Source organism: Faecalibacterium langellae (genome assembly GCF_002549775.1).
GTDB classification, from domain to species: domain Bacteria; phylum Bacillota; class Clostridia; order Oscillospirales; family Ruminococcaceae; genus Faecalibacterium; species Faecalibacterium langellae.
The window spans coordinates 503,990-522,923 of the sequence record NZ_NMTR01000021.1 but is presented as its reverse complement, the minus strand read 5'-3'; the positions used below and the strand labels follow the sequence as shown (position 1 = coordinate 522,923).

16 protein-coding genes are annotated in these 18,934 nt (G+C 61.1%); all 16 read right to left on the bottom strand.

Features of this window, described 5'->3' with window-relative positions:
• Window positions 1–4: 4 nt before the first annotated feature.
• Complete coding sequence (locus CGS49_RS10990; RefSeq protein ID WP_097801848.1) at window positions 5–820, bottom strand: GNAT family protein; 816 nt, start codon at window positions 818–820, stop codon at window positions 5–7.
• A gap of 239 nt (window positions 821–1,059) precedes the next feature.
• Window positions 1,060–1,731, bottom strand: coding sequence for a dTMP kinase (locus CGS49_RS10985; protein WP_097801847.1), 672 nt, complete (start codon window positions 1,729–1,731; stop codon window positions 1,060–1,062).
• A complete protein-coding gene (gene thyX / locus CGS49_RS10980) occupies window positions 1,728–2,507 on the bottom strand; it encodes an FAD-dependent thymidylate synthase (protein ID WP_097801846.1) in 780 nt (259 codons plus the stop codon). The genes CGS49_RS10985 and thyX overlap by 4 nt, the downstream gene beginning before the upstream one ends.
• 7 nt (window positions 2,508–2,514) lie before the next feature.
• Window positions 2,515–5,205, bottom strand: a complete 2,691-nt coding sequence (locus CGS49_RS10975) for an ATP-dependent helicase (protein ID WP_097801845.1) — start codon at window positions 5,203–5,205, stop codon at window positions 2,515–2,517.
• Window positions 5,206–5,346: 141 nt separating this feature from the next.
• A complete protein-coding gene (locus CGS49_RS10970) occupies window positions 5,347–6,555 on the bottom strand; it encodes a sodium ion-translocating decarboxylase subunit beta (protein WP_097801844.1) in 1,209 nt (402 codons plus the stop codon).
• A gap of 15 nt (window positions 6,556–6,570) precedes the next feature.
• Window positions 6,571–6,942: an OadG family transporter subunit gene (locus CGS49_RS10965; protein WP_097801843.1), complete on the bottom strand. Its 372-nt coding sequence runs from the start codon at window positions 6,940–6,942 to the stop codon at window positions 6,571–6,573.
• Window positions 6,943–7,158: 216 nt separating this feature from the next.
• Window positions 7,159–8,184, bottom strand: coding sequence for a rod shape-determining protein (locus tag CGS49_RS10960; RefSeq protein ID WP_097801842.1), 1,026 nt, complete (start codon window positions 8,182–8,184; stop codon window positions 7,159–7,161).
• Window positions 8,185–8,545: 361 nt separating this feature from the next.
• The gene (gene recD2, locus CGS49_RS10955; protein WP_097801841.1) at window positions 8,546–10,771 is read right to left on the bottom strand and encodes an SF1B family DNA helicase RecD2; all 2,226 of its coding nucleotides are present in this window, start codon (window positions 10,769–10,771) and stop codon (window positions 8,546–8,548) included.
• Between the two features lie 729 nt (window positions 10,772–11,500).
• Window positions 11,501–12,850 (bottom strand): MATE family efflux transporter, encoded by a 1,350-nt coding sequence (locus tag CGS49_RS10945; RefSeq protein ID WP_097801839.1) that lies wholly within the window; start codon window positions 12,848–12,850, stop codon window positions 11,501–11,503.
• Between the two features lie 222 nt (window positions 12,851–13,072).
• A complete protein-coding gene (locus CGS49_RS10940; protein ID WP_097801838.1) occupies window positions 13,073–13,297 on the bottom strand; it encodes a BrnA antitoxin family protein in 225 nt (74 codons plus the stop codon).
• A 13-nt stretch (window positions 13,298–13,310) separates the two neighbouring features.
• Complete coding sequence (locus CGS49_RS10935; protein WP_097801837.1) at window positions 13,311–13,595, bottom strand: BrnT family toxin; 285 nt, start codon at window positions 13,593–13,595, stop codon at window positions 13,311–13,313.
• A gap of 86 nt (window positions 13,596–13,681) precedes the next feature.
• The gene (locus tag CGS49_RS10930) at window positions 13,682–14,464 is read right to left on the bottom strand and encodes an amino acid ABC transporter ATP-binding protein (protein ID WP_097801836.1); all 783 of its coding nucleotides are present in this window, start codon (window positions 14,462–14,464) and stop codon (window positions 13,682–13,684) included.
• Between the two features lie 21 nt (window positions 14,465–14,485).
• Window positions 14,486–15,130, bottom strand: coding sequence for an amino acid ABC transporter permease (locus CGS49_RS10925; protein WP_489752633.1), 645 nt, complete (start codon window positions 15,128–15,130; stop codon window positions 14,486–14,488).
• A gap of 203 nt (window positions 15,131–15,333) precedes the next feature.
• A complete protein-coding gene (locus CGS49_RS10920) occupies window positions 15,334–16,170 on the bottom strand; it encodes a transporter substrate-binding domain-containing protein (protein ID WP_097801834.1) in 837 nt (278 codons plus the stop codon).
• 291 nt (window positions 16,171–16,461) lie between these two features.
• Window positions 16,462–17,064, bottom strand: coding sequence for an FMN-binding protein (locus CGS49_RS10915; protein WP_143405859.1), 603 nt, complete (start codon window positions 17,062–17,064; stop codon window positions 16,462–16,464).
• A 243-nt stretch (window positions 17,065–17,307) separates the two neighbouring features.
• Window positions 17,308–18,849, bottom strand: a complete 1,542-nt coding sequence (gene cls, locus CGS49_RS10910; protein WP_097801832.1) for a cardiolipin synthase — start codon at window positions 18,847–18,849, stop codon at window positions 17,308–17,310.
• Between the last annotated feature and the right edge of the window lie 85 nt (window positions 18,850–18,934).

Below are 18,934 nucleotides of genomic sequence, written 5' to 3'. Positions count from 1 at the left end.
CCAATCAGTTTTCCATCATCAGGCGCATGTAGCTTTCGGTCACATCGAAGGGCTCGCCGTCAAAGCGGATCATGCCGTATTCCTGCCGGGTGCCCTCGCCGAGGAACAGCGTCTGGGCAGCACCCACCGTGATGACCGCCTTCTCCACGATGACTTCCTTCTCGCGGGCGGCTTCCATCAGCACTTCGGCGGCACGGTCGGTATCGGCCTGCAGCTCCACGAAGTAGAGGGTGTCTTCCTCGCGGAAGTAGATGCCGTAGCCGTGTTCACTGGAAACGATGGTGGCACCGGCCGAGTAGAGGTCGCCCAGCACCACAGCCATGCGCTCCGGGTCCAGCTGCACCGTGTCGGGCCAGAAGCGCTCCCGCAGTTCACACAGCTTTTTGGCCGTGACCGAGTCGAACTCGGCCTGGCTCCACAGGTTGCGCTCCACCTCGCGGGGCAGGCACCGCAGCGGGAACGCCCAGGCAAAGCCCTTATCCTGCAGCAGGGCCGCCTGCTCGGGGCCTTTGGGCACCGCCACGGTAAAGCCCGCACCGCGCAGCTTCTGCTGGGCGCACAGGTGATCCAGCAGGCCCGCCAAAATCAGGCTGCCTTCGCCGCACAGGCCATATAAATAGTTGCCGGTACGGCCCTGCAGCGTGACCGGAACGGCCAGCGCCACGGCAACGATCTCGTCATTTTCCTCAGCGACGTAGACGTTCTGCTCGCCTGCAAACTGTTCCATGGCTTTTTTTGCAAATTCTTCGGATTCCTTGCGCTGGCTCTGCCACAAAGCCAGCACTGCCGGTTTGTCTTCCGGCTGCATCAGACGATACATTTCAGGATACCCCCTCTTATCGAATTTTATGTGCATGTCCGGCCTGTCAGCCGGGCGTATGATCGGTCAGCAGGCTCGCCCTCTCAGTCACCTGCGGTGACAGCTCCCCCAAAGGGGGAGCCAAGAACCTGACCGCAACGTTTCTTGCCTCTCCCTTTGGGAGAGGTGGCATTGCGAAGCAATGACGGAGAGGGCGAAGTCGCCTCAGAGAAACTCCCGATGCACCTGCCTTCATTTTATCATTTCAGCTGGCCCAGCACGATGCCCTGCACCTCGGCCTGAATGTCCTCAATGCTGCGCATCGCGCCGCCGCTGGTGCAGTGGACGGTCTGCCAGCCGAGGTGCGCGGCACAGTATTCGGCAGCGGCACGGCTGCGGGCAAGGTACTCGGTGTCTTTTTCGTGCACGTCCTTTTTGCTCTCATCGCCGTGGTAGCGCGCGGTCATCAGCTTCTGGCTCACAGCCGGGTCCACCTGTAAGTAAATCACCTTATCCGGCGCGGGCAGGCCCAGCAGATGGAACTCAAAATCGAACAGCCAGCCGAGAAACGCTTCCCACTGCTCCGGCGGCAGCTTCGAACACTGGTGCACCGCGTTGGAGGTGGTGTAGCGGTCGGCAATGACGATGCCGCCGTTCTCATAAAAGCTGCCCCAGTCCTTTTTGTAGCTGGCGTAGCGGTCCACCGCGTAAAAGCTGGAGGCGGCGTAGGCATTCACATCGTCCGGGTGCTGGCCGAACTGCCCGGCCAGATACATCTTGACCAGCGCGCTGGAATCGCTCTCGTAGTTCGGGAAGGTGACCTCCCGCACAGAAAAGCCCTGTGCGGCAAGATGCGCCGCCAGCAGCTTTGCCTGGGTGGCCTTGCCGCTGCCGTCCAGCCCTTCCAGCACGATCAGTCTGCCCTTGCTCATACGGCGGCACCTTCCTTGATCGCGGCATATTTTGCGCGCACCTCGGCCGTTTTGCCGCAGCACATCTTGCCCTCCGGGCAGGGGCCGCTGACGCAGGCCGGGCCGGACTTTGCAAAAATGTGCGGGGCCACGGGGTACACCAGCTCGAACATCTTTTCGGCCAGCTCCCGGATCTCCCACTGGGCGCGGCTGCAGCAGCGCAGGTGGAAGAAGTTCTGCAGGCTGCGGGCGTTCATGGTGACCACCATCTTGGTCTCGCAGGCGTTGGGCAGCACAAAACGGGCGTCCTCATTGGCCTGCTTGCTGGCCTTGGCGCGGGCCTGCTTTTCCGGCATTCCCTCGGCCATCAGGCGGGCAGTGTGGCCTTCTTCCAGCTTGTGGGCAAGGTCGAGGTAGCGCCTGGCGTCTTCTTCCATGCTGGCGAGGAAGGCCTCCTTTGCTTCGGGAATGGCCTCGATCTCAGGCGGCACCACATAGCGGAAATCGTCCAGACGCACATAGCGCTGGCTCTGCACGCTGAAGGACGCAATGCGGTGGCGGGTGATCTGGGCCAGCAGGGTGCGGCTGACGCCCTCGATGCCAAAGGTGAAGCTGGCGTGCTCAATGGGGCTTGCATGGCCGAGGTCGCTGAGCATGGTGAGGAACTTTGCGGTCTTTTCCTCGGTCAGGCCGTCCAGCAGGTCGGTGATGTGGGCGTCGGAATAGCACAGCTTTGCCGCAGCGGCCACCACCTTTTCCGGTTCCGGGGTATGGGCGATCAAACGAACGGTCATCATAAGCGTGTCATTCCTCCGTAATCTTGGTCAGCGGCGCAAAGTTCGCCATGGTCTTCTTGATGCCGACCTTGTCAAAGTTGATCTCGACGATCTGGTCCCCGGCGGCGGGTTTGACCGCCACCACCTGGCCGCGGCCGAACACCTTGTGCTCCACGATATCGCCGGGCTCGTAGTGTTTGGGGCCGCTGGAGACCGGCTTCGGGGCCGGTGTGCCTGTAAAGTTTATCTGCTTTGCAGTATTTTGCTGCGCTGCACCGTTTGTTTTTCCAGAACCATAGGCAGAGCCGTAACCAGAACCATATCCGGCGCTTCCGCCGCTGCGGCCATAGCCGGAGCCATAACCGCCAGCGCTCTGACCCCGATTTGCGTAGGCCGAGCCGAAACCACGGCCCTCACCGGCGTTGTATTCGCGGTTCAGATAGCCGCTGCGGCCGCCGGAACTGTAGCCCGAACCGTAACCGCCGCCGTATCCCCCGGCGCTGCGGCCCCAGCCGGACGGCCCGGAGTAACCGGACGCACCACCCGGCACCGTGTCGCTGTAGCCGCTGCCCCAGCCGCCCAGACGGGAACGCTGTTCCAGCACCGGGCTGCGGGTCTCCTCGATGTACTCGGGTTCGATCTCGCGCAAAAAGCGGCTGGGCTCGTTGCGCTGGGTGCGGCCATAGAGCATCCGGGACACGCTGTTGGAGATGTAGAGCTCCTTTTTGGCGCGGGTGATGCCCACATAGGCAAGACGGCGCTCCTCCTCAAGGTCCGCTTCGGAATACTTGCTCATCTCGCTGGGGAAGACGCCCTCCTCCATGCCGATGAGGAACACATAGGGGAACTCCAGGCCCTTGGCCGAGTGGATGGTCATGAGCACCACCTGATCGGCGCTCTCGTTGTAGCTGTCGATGTCGCTGATAAGGGCGATGTCTTCCAGATAGCCTTCCAGCGTGGCTTCCTCGCCGTGCTGGTCGCAGTAATTTTTCACGTTGTTCACCAGCTGGCCCAGGTTCTGCAGGCGGTCCGCCGCGTCCTCGTGGCCCTTGGCAGCGTCGGCTTCCAGCATGGCCTTGTAGCCGGTCAGCTCAATCACATCGGATGCAAATTCGTCCAGCGTGCGGGTCTCCAGCGAATCCTGCAGGCGCTGATAGATCTGCCAGAACTTCAGCAGCGGCATCACCGCGCGGCTGAGCTTTGCGTACTGGTCGGCATGGCTGATGATATCCAGCATGCTCACGCCCTCCTGCGCGGCAAGGTCGGCGATCACTTCCACCGTGGTGTTGCCGATCTTGCGGGCCGGTTCGTTGATGATGCGGCGCAGGCGCACGTCGTCGCGCGGGTTCGCCACGATGGACATGTAGGAGTGGATATCCTTGACCTCTTTGCGGTCGTTGAAGCGCTGGCCGCCCACGATCTTATGCGGGATGCCCGCGCGGGTAAAGTAGCTTTCGATGGGGGCCGACTGGGCGTTCATGCGGTAGAGGATGGCGTGGTCGGCCAGATGTCCGCCCTCCTTCAGGTGCTGGCCGATGACGTCCGCGATGTGGCTGGCCTCGTCCTGCTCGTTTTCGGCGGTGTACACCTGCACCTTGTCGCCCTCGCCGTTGTCGGTCCACAGGGTCTTGCCCTTGCGCTCGGTGTTGTGCTGGATGACGCAGTTGGCGGCGTTCAGGATGTTGGAGGTGGAGCGGTAGTTCTGCTCCAGCCGGATGGTCTTGGTGCCCGGGTAGAGCTTTTCAAAGTTGAGGATGTTCTCGATGGTGGCACCACGGAAGCGGTAGATGCTCTGGTCGTCGTCGCCCACCACGCAGATGTTGCGCTCCGGGCCGGTGAGCAGGCTCACCAGACGGAACTGCGCCACGCTGGTGTCCTGATACTCGTCCACCAGCAGGTAGCGGTATTTGTTCTGGTAGAACTCCCGCACGTCCGGGTGCTCGGCCAGCAGCTGCACGGTCTGGTAAATGAGATCATCGAAGTCGAAGGCACCGGCTTCTTTCAGGCGCTTCTCGTAGGCCGCATAGATGCGGGCGGTCAGGGCACCTTTTGTGTCCTTGGCGGGGCTGGCAAGGGCCTGCTCCGGGCTGACCAGCTGGTCCTTCCAGCGGCTCATCTGGTTGATGGCTGCTTTGATGGGCAGGAATTTGTCGTCCACGTTCAGGTCCTTGTAAACGGCCTTCATCACGCGCTGAGAGTCATCGGTATCGTAGATGGTGAAGCTGCGGGGGTAGCCGATCTCCTCCGCCCAGCGGCGCAGGATGCGCACACAGGCCGAGTGGAAGGTGGAGGCAAACACCTCGTCGCCTTCCTCGCCGCCCAGCATCCGGCGCAGACGCTCTTTCAGCTCCCCTGCCGCCTTGTTGGTAAAGGTGATGGCCATCACGTTCCAGCTGCGCACAGCGTTCTGGCGCAGCATGCCGTCCAGCCAGCTGGGCGCGTCGGTGCCGGTCATGATGGCATTGCGCAGGGCTTTCACGTCGTCCTCAGTGGCCGGACGGGGCGTCTGCCTGGAACCGTGGGCCGAGCCGAACCGGATGAGGTTTGCAATGCGGTTGACCAGCACGGTGGTCTTGCCGCTGCCTGCACCGGCGAGGATGAGCAGTGGGCCGTCGGTGGTGAACACCGCCTGCCGCTGCATGTCGTTCAGGCGGCCGAACTGCTTTTCAATATAGGTATCGCGCAGCGCGCAGAATTCCTGTGTGAGATCTGTTGCCATGGTTTCCCCTGTTCCTTTTCTGTTTATACTATCAAAGTACAGTATACCACATTTTAAAACGATTGAGAATAGTTCACAAACAAAAACCGCCCGGCGGTTCAGATGAACCGACGGGCGGGAAAATCGCTTTTTATGGAATGCTTAGCCGAAGATGTTGATCAGGATACCAGCAGCAACGGCAGAACCGATAACACCGGCCACATTGGGGCCCATAGCGTGCATCAGCAGGAAGTTGGAGGGGTTCTCGCTCTGGCCGACCTTCTGAGAAACACGAGCAGCCATAGGCACAGCGGAAACGCCGGCAGAACCGATCAGGGGGTTCACCTGGCCGCCGGTCAGCTTGTACATGACCTTGCCGCACAGCACACCGGCAGCAGTGCCGAAGGAGAAGGCGATCAGGCCCAGCACGATGATGAACAGGGTGCGGGTGTTCAGGAAGGTGTTGGCAGAGGTGGTGCAACCAACGGACAGTGCCAGGAAGATGGTGATGATGTTCATCAGCTCATTGCCGGCAGTCTTCTGGATACGATCCACGACGCCGCACTCCTTCATCAGGTTGCCCAGCATCAGCATACCGACCAGAACGGCGGCATCGGGCACGATCAGGGACACGATGATGGTGACCATGATCGGGAAGATGATCCTCTCGGTCTTGGAAACGCTGCGCAGCTGCTTCATCACGACGGTACGCTCTTTCTTGGACGTCAGAGCCTTCATGATGGGCGGCTGGATGACGGGCACCAGAGCCATGTAGCTGTAGGCCGCAACAGCGATGGAGCCCAGCAGCTCAGGAGCCAGACGGGAGGTAACGAAGATGGCGGTGGGGCCGTCGGCACCGCCGATGATGGCGATGGCGGCGGACTGCTTCTGGGTGAAGTCCACCAGGCCGGTCGCGGCCAGCAGACGGGCACCCATGTAAGTACCGAAGATGCCGAACTGTGCGGCAGCGCCCAGCAGCAGGCTCTTGGGGTTGGAGATCAGCGGAGCAAAGTCGGTCATGGTGCCGATGCCCAGGAAGATCAGCGGGGGGTAAATGCCCAGCTTGACGCCCATGTACAGCATATCAGCCAGACCGCCGTTGTTCAGGATCTCCACCCACATGGGGTGTTCCAGACCGTCACCGACGAAATATTCCATGTGGATGACGCCGCTGCCCGGCAGGTTTGCCAGGATCATGCCAAAGGCCATGGGCAGCAGGATCAGGGGTTCGAACTCCTTGACGATGGCCAGGTACAGCAAAAAGCAGCCCACCGCGATCATGATCGCGTACAGGTAGCCGCCCGGCTCGCCAAAGCGTGCAAAGCCGGAACTTTGGAAAATACCGACCAGAGTATCAATAAACTGTGTCATGTTCTTCCTCCTCTGTTAAAACGGTGCGGTCGTGTCGTTCACGCCCGCATTGCCCCAGCCGTTCTTGCTGCGGCGCACTGCCTTGAGGGTGTACTTGCCATTGCCCATGGCGTGGATGGCGGCCATGATGGCGGCGACCACGTCACCGGGGATGCCTGCCTCGACCTGCGGAGCCGGAGCGGCGGCAGCCTGCTGCACGGGTGCGGCGGGCTTTGCGGCGGGCTTTGCGGCGGGAGCCTTGGCAGCTTCCTTCGCAGCCTTCTTCTTGGCATTCATCGAATCGAAGATCTTGCCCTCCAGCGTGATGATCGCCATCAACAGCACGAGGATCAGGAACACCAGTACGATGCCGGTAATGGTAACGACCACGTCAAAACCTAAATCCATGGTTTTTCCTCCTGTTTCTTGTATACTGCGTCCGATACAAGCTCGTTAGCAGAAAATCAATTTGGGTATAGTATACCTTATTTTCCCATTTATTTCAACAAAAATGGACAATTTTTCTTTTTGACCCTTTGTGCCAGAAGCATGGACAAATGGTGCTGCCCGGCGCTCTGCGCCCGGTGCACGCATCTGCATTCTTTTTCTGCCGGTACAGGTGCATCAGCGGCGGCCGATGCGGGGCGTTGCGTCCATGAAGCCGGTCTCCAGCTTGTCGTTGATGCCCAGGCTCATGGCGGTGCCCAGCGCCACGCAGTTGACGGGGTCCGGCGAGACGGTCACTTCCACCTTGAGCTCCTCGCTGAGGTACTCGGTCAGGCCGTGCAGCTGTGCGCCGCCGCCGGTGAGCATGACACCGTTGCGGTAGATGTCGCCTGCCAGCTCCGGCGGGGTCTTCTCCAGCACCTGGTGCGCTGCGGTGCCGATCTGCTCGCTCAGCATCATCACAGGCTCGTAGAGGTCGTCGGTGGAGACGTTGACGCGCACCGGCAGGCCGGTGAGCAGGCTGCGGCCCTTGATCTCCATGGTCTCGTGGAAATCGGTCTTCTGGGGGCAGCAGGCCACGTTTTTCTTCAGTTCCTCGGCGGTGCGCTGGCCGATGGCCACGCTGTACTTGTTGCGCACGTACTTCAGAATTTCTTCATCGTAGTGGTTGCCTGCCACGCGCACGCTGGTGGCCTTGACCTTGCCGCCCAGAGAAAGCACGGCGATATCGGTGGTGCCGCCGCCGATGTCGATGATCATGCGGCCGTCCGGCAGAGTGATGTCGATGCCGGAGCCGAGGGCGGCGGCAATGGGCTCGTCGATCAGGTAGACCTGGCGGGCACCGGCGGCCACCACGGCCTCCACCACGGCGTCGCTCTCGATGCCGGTGATGGCGGCGGGCACGCAGACAGCCACCCGGGGCTTGACCATGTGGGAGCTGTACACCTGCTTGACGAAGCGGCAGATCAGCTCACGGGTCATGGTGTGGTCGCTGATGACGCCATCCTTCAGCGGGAAGATGGCGGAGATGTAGTTCGGGGTGCGGCCCACCATGGCCAGCGCCTTGTCACCGGCTTCCAGCACGGTGTTCTTGCGGGTATCCATTGCCACAACGCTGGGCTGGTTGAGCACAACGCCCTTGCCCTCCTGCGCGATGATGATGGTGGTGGTACCGAGGTCGATACCGATATCGTTCTGTGCCATAAGATCTCTGTTCCTTTCGTTCCTCTATCGTCATAACGGCCCGGCGGACCCGCCCGGCCGGAAAACATACCAGTGTACAGTATAGCATAGTTGCGGGAAAAAGTATACCGGTTTTGCAGCCTTCATGCGGGGTGCGGCAAAGTTCTGCCAACATGGGCAACGGCCTCGCCCTCTCAGTCACCTTCGGTGACAGCTCTCCCAAAGGGAGAGCCAAGGGCGTAACCGGAACGTTTCTTGCCTCTCCCTTTGGGAGAGGTGGCACGCCGTTAGGCGTGACGGAGAGGGCGAGGCCGCCGACCTGAGACACGGAAATTAACTTTTGCAGCTTGACCCGGAGCAAAAGTTGATCTCCGTGCAGCCTTCATTCCTCCACACGCACCTGCTCCAGCGGCAGCTCCGCCTGCAGCAGGGCGCACAGGCCGCTGTAGCGCAGGTTCTGGCGGATGTTGCTCATCATGCGGTTTACAACGTCCCGCCTGCCCGCCACGATGCACAGTTTCCGCGCGCGGGTGACGCCGGTGTAGAACAGGTTGCGGTAGCAAAGGCGCGGCGGCACCTGCGCCACCGGCAGGATCACCGCCGGGAACTCGCTGCCCTGGCTTTTGTGCACCGTGATGGCGTAGGCGATCTCCAGCTCATTGAGGTTCTCGGCCGGGTAGATGAGCCGCCGGTCGTCCATGCGCACCACCATGGAGCGGTCCCGCGTGTTGATGCTCTCCACGATGCCGATGTCCCCGTTGTAGGCACCCACGCCCTGTTCCCCGCCGATGCGGTTCCAGACGATCTCGTAGTTGTTGCGCACCTGCATGACCTTGTCGCCCACCCGGAACACCCGGGACGCGCTCTGCAGCTGGGGCTTGCCCTTCTGCTCCGGGTTGAGCAGGTTCTGCAGTTCCACGTTCAGCGCCTGGGTGCCGGTGGGCCCGAGCTTGGTGGGGCAGAGCACCTGAATATCCTTGATGGGGTCGAAGCCATAGCTGCGCGGCAGCCGGGTGGTGACGAGGTCGCACACCAGCTTCTGGGCCGCGTCGCCGTCCGACTCCAGAAAGAAGAAGTCGTCGGTCTTGCCGCCCTTTTTCAGCGGTTCACTGGAGATAATGCGGTGGGCATTCTCCACGATGAGGCTGCGGGCCGCCTGCCGGAAGATCTCGTTCAGGCAGACGGTGGGCACACAGCCGGAGCGGACGATCTCGCCCAGAATGTTGCCCGGGCCCACGCTGGGCAGCTGGTCGGCGTCGCCCACCATGATGATGCGGCAGCTGTAGCGCAGGGCCGCGATCAGGGCCTGAAACAGCTTCACGTCCACCATGCTCATCTCGTCCAGAATGACCACGTCGCACTTGAGCAGGTTCTTGTCGTTGTGGATGAAGCTGACCACCCCGCCGGTGTAGTCCACCTCCAGCAGGCGGTGGATGGTGCTGGCCTTGCGGCCGGTCAGCTCGCTCAGGCGCTTGGCCGCGCGGCCGGTGGGGGCGCACAGGGCCACCCGCTCGGCCTGATTTTCCAGCAATTGCAGGATGGCGTTCACGGTGGTGGTCTTGCCGGTGCCGGGGCCGCCGGTGAGCACAAGGCAGTTTTCCGTCATGGCCTTTCGGATGGCTTCCTTCTGCAGCGGCGCGTAGGCAAAGCCCTGCGTCAGCTCCAAAATCTGAATGTTCTTGTCCAGTCCGTGGGCCGTGTTTTTGCCCCGCTGGGCCAGCATCGCCAGCCGGTCAGCGATATCCTGCTCTGCGGCCAGCAGGTCCGGCAGGTAGATATACGGCACCCCGTCGAACATTTTCACGCAGAGTTCTTCGGTCTCAATGCATTTGTCCAGTGCGGCGGCCAGCTTTTCCGGCGGCTGGTGGATGAAATTGGACGCCGTTTCCAGCAGCTGGGCCCGGGGCAGGCAGGTGTGGCCGTTGCCCGCGTTGTGGCGCAGCGTGCGCAGCAGAGCCGCTTCCAGCCGCTGAGCGCAGTCCCCTTCCATGTGGTAATACTGTGCGATGCTGTCCGCGTGGCGGAAATCCAGCTGCAGCGGTTCGCCGCAGAGCAGATAGGGGTTGGCCGAGATGGCCTGCATGGCCCCGGGGCCGAAGGTGCGGAACACTTCCATCGCCTTGCGGGGGCTGATCTCGAACTGAGCGAGATAGGCGATGAGTTCCCGCATGCCGAACATGCGTTTGAACTCCTGCTGGATGCGGTCGGCCTTGTCCGGCGAGATGCCGGGGATCTCGGTCAGGCGGGCGGGGTCGTTGGCGATGACCTCCAGCGCTTCGGCACCAAATTTGTCGATGATCTTATCCGCCGTTTTCGCGCCGATGTAGGGCAGCGACCGGCTGGCAAGGAAGGCATAGACGGCTTCCAGATCCTTGGGCATGTCGGTCTCGCACTCCTGCGCGTGGAACTGGCGGCCGTAGGTGGCGTGGTTCTCATACCGGCCACGGCAGACCACGCTCTCACCTGCGTGCAGTTCGCCCACGATGCCGCACACTACCGTGACCACACCGCCGCCGGACACCTCGAACACGGTGTAGCCGTTGTCCGGATTTTCGTAAATGATGTCCTCCACGGTGCCCTCGAGCTGTTCCAGCTGCTGTTCGGCCATGCACTCACCTCCTGCCTTTTGCACAATCATAAGTAGTATAACGCTTTTGGCGGGATTTGTAAATCCGCAAAGAAACGAATGCGTCGGCAGAGGAAAGCCGAGCTGCCTTCTTTTAAAGCGCTTCCCGATTGGAGATGTTCTCTTTTGACGCCCAAAAGAGAACCAGAAAGGACGGCGGTGCCCGGAGGGCATGAAAGCCCCAGTGGGGCTTTTAAGCCGCAGACCGGTTTGCGAAGCAAATGCCGCGTGTTCAGCGCGGCAAGGTCACAGCGATTTCGACGCGCTGGATCCGACGGGTTGCGGCGGCAGCTCCCCGCAGGGGAGCGGGGGCGCCCTCTCCGTCTGCTCCCGATGGTCGCAGCCACCTCTCCCAAAGGGAGAGGCAAGAAGCACTCCCGTTACGCCCTTGGCTCTCCCTTCGGGAGAGCTGGCGCGAAGCGCCTGAGAGGGTTCGTTCCCCCGCAGGGAGCCAGCGCAGGCAATATGCCGTTTGCCGTTACGGCCCCTTCCCGTGAAAAAGTAAAGCTGGAAAATCCGCAGATTTTCCAGCTTTACAAATAAAAAATAATGTTCCGCTAAATATGCAACGGCGACGACCGCGGCCTGCGGCCGAAGCAGGGAGGAGCTGTTGGGGCCGTGGCCAGCAGGATGCAAGGCCCGCTCAAGGGCCGTAGCAGACGCTGGGTGCCACAACTCGGCCAAAGCGCACGCGGCGGCCATTTTCAATCGTTACGCCTTCTCGAGGTCCTTCTCGGTTTGCAGCTTCCTGCGCACCACAAAATAGGCAGGGATCAGGAAGAAGCAGGCAAAGAACCATGCCACCGGGTTTGCAATGCAGGCCGCAAAGTAGCCCCACAGCGGCACGAACCAGAAGCCCACCATGGCACGGGCCACCATCTCAGCCACACCCGCGAACATGGCAAGGCCGGAATAGCCCAGGCCCTGAATGGTGTAGCGGTAGATGATAAGCACTGCCAGCGGGATGTAGAACACGCTGTTCCAGAAGATGAACTCCTGCGCATTGGCCATAATGGCGGTCTCGCCTGCGTCCAGGAACAGACCGATGAGCAGTTTGTCCGTCACCCGCAGAATGAGGAAGGAGGCCACGCTGTACACGCAGCCGATGCCGAGGGCAGTGTTCACGCCGCGGTCCACACGCTTGAGGTCGTGGGCACCCATGTTCTGGCTGGCATAGGTGGTCATGGCGGTGCCGATGCTCTCCAGCGGCACGCAGAGGAACTGGGCCGCCTTGCTGCCGGCGGTCTGCGCGGCCACGATGTCGCTGCCCAGACCGTTCACGGCCCCCTGCAGCACCACGCTGCCGATGGCGGTGATGCTGCACTGCAGGCCCATGGGGATGCCCATGTTGCACAGCTTGGCGCAGTGGGTCAGGCTGAAAGCGCCCTCGTCTTTGCTCCAGTGCAGCTCGTGGTAGTGGCGCAGAATGTACAGCAGGCTGCCGATGCCGGCCACGCCCTGGCTGAACACGGTGGCAAAGGCTGCGCCAAAGGCCCCCATGCGGAACACGATGATGCACAACAGGTCGAGCCCGATGTTCAGAAAGCTTGCCACCAGCAGGAAGTACAGCGGGCGCTTGCTGTCGCCCAGGGCGCGCATCAGGGCGCTCGTCACATTATAAAGAAGGGTGAACGGGATGCCCCAGAAAATGGTGCGGATGTAGATATCCGCCAGGTCGATGATGTTTGCCGGGGTGTTGGTCCACACCAGCACCGGGCGGGTGAGCGCCACGGTGACGATGGTCAGCACCGCCGCAAAAAAGACGGACAGCCACACGGTGTTGGCGGTGTAGCGGCGCATCTCGGCGTAATCCTTCGCGCCGAAGGTCCACGAAATGGGGATGGAAAAGCCGCAGGCGATGCCGTTCACAAAGCCCAGCACCAGATAGTTCAAGCCGCCCACGCTGCCCACGGCCGCCAGCGCTTCCACGCCCACGAAACGGCCCACGATGATGGTATCGGCCAGATTGTAGAACTGCTGGAACAGGCTGCCCAGCATCAGCGGCACCGCGAAGGCAAGGATCAGCTTGAGCGGGCTGCCTTGGGTCATATCCTTTGTCATAGTGTAAAGTCCTCCTACCCGCCGGGAAACGGGGATTCCATTCGCATTCAAAAAGCGTATCTTCGTGATTTTGACCGTGAAAAACGCCCTGCCGGAAATGGCAGGACGTTGCGTACATTCATGAATGATATTATAGCGGACCGACGCCGGATTTACAAGATTTGCATTGCATCAACATTTCTGAATTTTTGCCGGAAGAATTGGGCATTTTGCGAAGAAAGGTCAGCCGGTCTTTGTTTCCTGCCAGGACATCGTAAGGCGGCGCTTATTATTCACGCAATCCTTCAGATACAAATTGATGAGCGTCTGATACGGAATGCCCACCGCTTCCGACTGTGCCTTGAAATAATCGATCGTACTGCTATCGATATTGATGGTGATCTGCTTTTTCAGTGCTTTTGCATAGGGGTTCTTTTTTGCATGAGAAAAATCATATTCATTCAGCATTATAACGCCCTCCTTACTTTTCATAGTATTTCGATTCGGTTTTGGTCGCCTTTCTGGCCGAGATAATACGGATAACGGTATCCGACGCACGGTAACAGTGACACACAACGAGCAGATTTGCCTGATTGCTCAAGCCAAGAATGATGAATCTGTCCTCCTGTTCAGAATGCTCCGGGTCATCGATCACCAGTGCTTCTTCGTCATAGAACACCGTTTTTGCTTCCTGGAACGAGATGCCATGCTTGCGCTGGTTGATCTGGTTCTTGTTTTCGTCCCATTCAAATTGTATCGTTTCCATAATTATATTATAATTATTTTACCAGCATTGTCAAGTTTTTTCGATACAGCGAAAAACTCCCCCAGAAAACTCTGAGGGAGCTATGCTTATTCCGAATAATGCGCCAGGAACTGCTTTGTGCGCTCCTCCTGCGGGTGCTCAATGAGCTGCTTGGCGGGGCCTTCTTCCACCACCACGCCGCCGTCCATGAACAGGATGCGGTCGGCCACATCGCGGGCAAAGTGCATCTCGTGGGTGACGATGATCATGGTGGTCTTGCGGTCGGCGAGGTCGCGCAGGACGCGCAGCACTTCGCCGGTCAGTTCCGGGTCAAGGGCGCTGGTCGGCTCGTCGAAGCAGAGGATGTCCGGGTGCAGGGCCAGCGCACGGGCAATGGCCACGCGCTGCTGCTGGCCGCCGGAAAGCTGGTGCGGGTAGTGGTTCGCCCGCTCCGAAAGACCCATCTGGGCCAAAAGTTCCCTCGCCTGCTGCTCCAGCTCGGCCTGGATGGCCTTTTTGTTGGCTTTGTAGTCCGGGCGTTCCTTCGCCAGCAGTTCGCCCGCCAGCATCACGTTCTGCAGGGCGGTGTACTGCGGGAACAGGTTGAAGTTCTGGAACACCAGACCGAAGTGCAGGCGTTTTTTGCGCACCTCGCTCTCCCGCTGGGTGGCGGGGTCGGCGGCGTCCCACATGGTCTCGCCGTTCACCTTGATGACGCCGCTGTCCGGCCGCTCGAGGAAGTTCAGGCAGCGCAGCAGGGTGGTCTTGCCGGAGCCGGACGAGCCGATGATCGCCAGCGCTTCGCCCTGCTCCAGAGTGAGCGAAATGTCCTTGAGGACCTTTGTGTCCCCGAAATTTTTGCCGATGCCGGAGGCTTCAAGCAATGCCATGATGTTGTTTCCTCCCTTTCATCAGCGGAAATAATCCAGTTTCTTTTCGGCCCAGCCCAGCAGCAGGGTGAGTGCGCCCACGAAGACCAGGAAGAAGATGGCGGTGGAGAACAGCGGCCAGATCAGGCCCTTTGCGCTGTACTCCTTGGCCATCATGATGATCTCCTTGTTGGCGATGGTATTGGCCAGCGAGGTGTCCTTGACGAGGGTGATGACTTCGTTGCCCATGGGGGCCAGGATGCGCTTGACCACCTGCAGCAGCGTGACCTTGAAGAAGATCTGGGTCTTGGTCATGCCCAGCACCTGACCGGCTTCGGTCTGGCCCTTGGGGATGGCCTCGATGCCGCCGCGGTAAATTTCGGAGAAATAGCAGGCGTAGTTGATGGCAAAGGCCACCACCGCCGCCACCATGCGGCCGCCGGAACCGGAGGGCCAGGGGTTCTCCATGCCCAGCAGGCCGGGGCCCAGGTAGATGACGATGATCTGCAGCATCAGCGGCGTGCCGCGGATGACCCACACAAAGGTCTTCACCACACCGGCCAGCGGCTTGCACCGGCTCATGGAACCAAAGGCCACCACCAGACCCAGCGGCAGTGCAAACAGCAGGGTCAGGGCAAACAGCTCACAGTTGAGCAGAAACGCGCCGGAAAGACGCCCCAAAATCACAGACACAGGAACACACCCATCCATCCAATTTTTTAAACGGTCAACAGGCTCGCCCTCTCAGGCGCTTACGCGCCAGCTCTCCCAAAGGGAGAGCCAAGAACACAGCGGCAAGGCCCTTGCCTCCCCCTTTGGGGGAGGTGGCATTGCGCAAGCAATGACGGAGAGGGCGAGGACGCTAAAACCAACGTTATCCTTTTTATTTCTCAGTCGGCCAGAGCCAGATCGTACTTCTCGGCCAGCGCCTGCATGGTGCCGTCGGCCTTCAGCTCGTCGAAGGCGGCATCCACAGCGGCGGCGGCGTCACTGCCCTTGCGGAAGGCCACGCCGTATTCCTCGGCGTTCAGCTCGTCCACGATCGCAAGGCTTGCGTAGTCGGTGCCCTCGCCGATCATGGCATTGGCCAGGGTCAGGTCCAGCACAGCGGCATCGGCAGTGCCTGCGGCAACTTCCATCAGGCAGTCGGTCTGCACGCTCTTGGAGACGTAATCGGCCTGGGCCAGATTCTCGTCGCCCTCAATGGCGGCCTCACCGGCGGAACCGGCTTCGGCGACGACAGTCTTGCCCACCAGATCCGCAGTGGAGCTGTAGTCGGTGCCGTCCTTCACGACCACGACCTGTGCGTTCTTGGCGTAGGCCTTGGTGGTGGCGGTGTTGGCCATGATGTCATCGGTCAGGGTCATGCCGTTCCAGATGCAGTCGATGCTCTTGGCGTCCAGCTCCACCACTTTGGTGTCCCAGTTGATCTCCACGAACTCCGGCTCCACGCCCAGCTTTTCGCACACAGCCGTTGCCAGCTCGGTGTCAAAACCGGTGAAGCTGCCGTCGGCGTCGGTGTAGTTCATGGGCTCGTAGACGGTGTAGCCGATGACCAGCTTGCCCTTTTCCTTGATGGAATCCAGGTCGCTGGCAGCGGTCTCGGAAGCGGCGGCACTGCCGGATGCGGCAGAAGAAGCCACGGTGGAAGTGGATGCGGCACCGCCGCAGGCGGCAAGGCTCAGCGCCATGGCACCGGCCAGGAATGCAGACACAAGACGTTTCATAAAAGGTTCCTCCCCTTTCGGTTTCCCAATGTATTTCCCTCTCGGTTTAGCATTTTATCATGCTAAAGTGTTAAACCGTGACTATAGAATAGCGCGTTTGCCGCCGTTTGGCAAGAGGGAAACGCAAATTTTTGCAGTTTCTCCTTTTTGCAGGCAGTTTTTATCCAGACGTTTAGCAGTTGTGCACAAAACGCACGGCATCTTCTCCCGCGGCCCGGCGCGCAAAAAGGCCCCGGAAGACCCACTCGTCTCCCGAGGCCCGGTTCCGCTTTTTTGTTCAGACCCGCCCGGTCAGCGCATCTCGCGCGCATCCGCGCAGGCACGCAGCACGGCGTTGCGGTAGTTCTCCACCGCGATGGTGCACCCGGACAGCAGGTCGGCGTCCTGCGCCTTGCCGTCCGTATCCAGTTCCAGCCCGCGCACCTGGTCTGCGGTCTTGCCGGTCAGCCAGCGGCCGAAGGCATCCACCTGCTCGGCCCAGCCCGCCTTCAGCGAGGAGACCGCTGCCAGCGGGTAGTCCTCGCCCTTCTGGCGCTTGGTGCGGTGGTCGGAGGGCAGGTCCACCTTGCCGGTGTCGTCCGCCGTCACCGTGAGCTCCAGCTCATCCAGCTGCACATCCCGGATGCGGCCCTCGCCGTCCAGCACCACCGCCGCCGTGATGGTGTTCAGCTTGCCGTTTTCGTCCTGCTCGGTCATCTCGGTGAGCACGCTCATGCCGGTGCGCCAGCCGGAGCGGTCTTCCGTCTGCGATGCGCCGCTGCCGGAAGCCGTGCCGCTCGTGCTGTGGCTCTGCGAGGCGCTGTTCGCGCCGGAATTGCTGTTCATGCAGCCGGTCAGCACCAGTGCTGCCGCCAGGGTGCAGCCCAGGATCATGCCTCGAACTGTCTGTTTCATCGTTATAACGCTCCCTTTCCTGCCCCATCGCAGGGGCTTTGAAGGTAGTGTGCCCGAAAAACGGCGCATTATTGCAGAGGCCAACTTTTCTATGCGAAACCAGAAGTCGGACTGTGGGCCGGTAGTTTCTCCGAAGACCGTCCGCTGGGGTGGGACCCTGTCGCCGTCAGGCGATAGGGCGGGCGATGGAATGGCCCGATTCGTGTCTGAGGAGAAAGCTGCCGGCACGCGGTCTCTCTCCTCCTACATCAAGGGGCTCAGCAGGCGCAGCACGCTGTCCAGCACGGTGCCGGGCAGGCTGGTGCGGCAGTCCGTCACCTGCACTTCGCGGCATTGGGGCAGCGTTGCCAGCACGTCGTCCCGCAGAACGGCCACCTGGCTGCTGTGCTGCAGCAGCACGCCGCACTCGAAGTGCAGAAACAGGCTGCGGTAATCCATGTTGATGCTGCCCACCACGGCGGTGACGTCGTCGCTCACCCAGCACTTGGCGTGCAGAAAGCCGGGCGTGAACTCAAAAATGCGCACGCCCGCCTGCAGAAGCGGCAGATAATAGGACCGGCTCAGCCGGAACACCAGCTTTTTGTCCGGGATGCCCGGCAGCACCAGCCGCACATCCACCCCGCGCTTGGCGGCGTTCCGCAGCGCGTCCAGCATTTCCTCGCCGATGGCAAGGTAGGGCGTGTAAATATAGACATACCGCTGCGCCTGCGCCAGGATGTTCAGGTATATCGTCTCGGCCACGGGCTCCTCGTCCAGCGGGCTGTCGGCGTAGGGCTGCACCACGCCGTCCGACACCGGCGGCTCCAGCGGCGCGGGGCGGAAGGGGCTGTAGTCTTCCTCGCTGGGGCGGAAGGCGTTCCAGAAGTTGAGGAACATCACGGTGAAATTCCACGCAGCATCGCCTTCCACCCGCAGGGCGGCGTCCTTCCAGTAGCCGAAGCGCTGCTCCTTGTTGATATATTCGTCCGCCAGGTTCACGCCGCCGGTGTAGGCCACCGTGCCGTCGATGACCACGATCTTGCGGTGGTCGCGGTGGTTCATCACCAGCGAGAGCAGCGGCACCACGGGGTTGAACGGGATGCACCGGATGTGCGCCCGCTCCATGCGCACCACAAAATCCGTGGGCAGGCCCAGCAGGCTGCCGAAATCGTCGTAGATCAGCCGCACGTCCACCCCCTGGGCAGCCTTGCGGCGCAGAATTTTCTCGATGCCGTTCCACATATATCCGTGGCTGACGATGAAGAACTCCAGAAAAATCGTCTTCTCGGCCTTTTCGAGATCGGCCAGCAGCTGCGGGTACATGGCCTCGCCGCAGGAGAAATACTGCGTGCGGGTGTTCCGCCAGGCCGGGTAGGGGCCGTATTTCGCCACATAGCGGCTCTGGCCCAGCCCGCGGGCGTCCAGCGTGTCGGCCGGGCCGGGCTGCTGGGCAAGGTCCTTTTTGTGGGCGTCGTCCACGGCCTGCATCTTCAGGCGCAGGCGGCGGGAGGGCCGCTTGTTGCCAAAGGCCAGGTACAGCGCCCCGCCCAGCAGCGGCAGGATGCCGATCAGCGCGATCCAGCCCACCTTGTAGGCGCTGTTCTCGTCCTTGCGCACCAGATACAGGATGATGAGCAGGCTCAGCGCGTTGAGCACGCCGTTCACCCACACCCGCCCGGTGCCGGTGGTGATGGCGAAGAACACCCAGCACAGCCACAGCAGCTGCAGCGCCACCAGGATCACCGTGACGGTGACGCGGTTCAAAATGCGGCTGAAAAATTTGACGAACGGCAGCCGGTAGAACATGCGGCCCGCCCCCCTTTCCTGCACTCCTTTATAATATGTGTAAGTATACCGCGGTTTTGCACCGTTTGCAAGGACACGATAAAAC